Source organism: Methanococcoides sp. NM1 (assembly GCF_900774285.1).
Lineage (GTDB): Archaea > Halobacteriota > Methanosarcinia > Methanosarcinales > Methanosarcinaceae > Methanococcoides > Methanococcoides vulcani.
The window spans coordinates 1-1,009 of the sequence record NZ_CAAGTW010000024.1 but is presented as its reverse complement, the minus strand read 5'-3'; the positions used below and the strand labels follow the sequence as shown (position 1 = coordinate 1,009).

3 protein-coding genes are annotated in these 1,009 nt (G+C 37.7%); 1 reads left to right on the top strand and 2 read right to left on the bottom strand.

Translation table 11 applies throughout. The annotated features are described in order from the left end of the window. The coding region (locus E7X56_RS11585) for a hypothetical protein (protein ID WP_210409280.1) at window positions 1–250 on the bottom strand (250 nt) is incomplete at its 3' end. Window positions 251–290: 40 nt separating this feature from the next. Between E7X56_RS11585 and E7X56_RS11580 the strand changes: the two genes are divergently transcribed. Continuing rightward, a complete protein-coding gene (locus E7X56_RS11580) occupies window positions 291–548 on the top strand; it encodes a sugar-binding protein (RefSeq protein ID WP_135606892.1) in 258 nt (85 codons plus the stop codon). A gap of 117 nt (window positions 549–665) precedes the next feature. Here the strand turns inward: E7X56_RS11580 and E7X56_RS11875 are convergent. Next, on the bottom strand, window positions 666–1,009 hold a 344-nt coding region (locus E7X56_RS11875), incomplete at its 5' end, for a hypothetical protein (RefSeq protein ID WP_167879540.1).

Sequence of the window (1,009 nt, the reverse complement as noted above, 5' to 3'; positions counted from 1 at the left end):
CAGCGATATCATTTATCCCTTTTATCTGATATTTTACAGGGATATTCCCCAGAAAACCAACAATTTCCGATTTCTCGTCTTCAATGACCCAGCCATACGGGATGGATCGATCCATCCAGGGATTGTTTATCCACCACATATCGAAACGACGTTGCCAAATCTCAGGTGGGGTCCGTAACCCCTCTCTCAGGAAATCTGCCAGTTCTGAAAAGTCCTTTTCCTCCAGCGTGCGTATCTTTGTTGATGGCATAGTATTCCTATTGATTCTTTTGTGATGACTACTTATATAATTGTCTGATTCGTGCAAGGTAAAAGCATTGTATGATGATACCTACATTTACTTCGGTTTCGATGTGACCGATACCGACCTCTGGGCAGTTGGTCTGGCTGAGGTTGACGGTCTGCACCTGGATGATGGTGTCGAGATATTTTTAAATAATGATCAACTGTATGCCCAAACAAGTGTAAACAATAAATATTTAGCAAAAATGTCATGTGACTCTGCTGTAAAACAATCGTACATAATAAATGAGATATATTCTATATAAATTCCTTATCTTGAAAGTTCTCATATAACAATGATGTTCGATGTCCCAGTTTGAGCTTTGCCAATGTTCCAAAAAATAGTGTATGATCTTTAAACTTTTAACACCCATGCCAGTTTCTTATAGTACTCCTCTATCGGGATCAATGGGTGAAGGGATAAATTCGTGATCCTCATGTCTCTGCAAATTCAATTCATCATTCTCATTGACAAAATTGTACATATATACACGTTTGTGCTTTCTTTTAATCTTAATTCGTTTTTTCAGTATTTCATCCATTTTCTGATCGATCGACCAGAATAATGATGCAGCAACATTATGTCTTTTTGCCAGACCTATTGAGAACGCAATTAATGATAGAATGATCTCTTCTTCGAGCTGTGGTACGTATGCATCTTTCAGCTGCATGGTCTTAATGTCTGTTTCAGAACATTCAATATCAAATACGAAATATCCAACCAGTT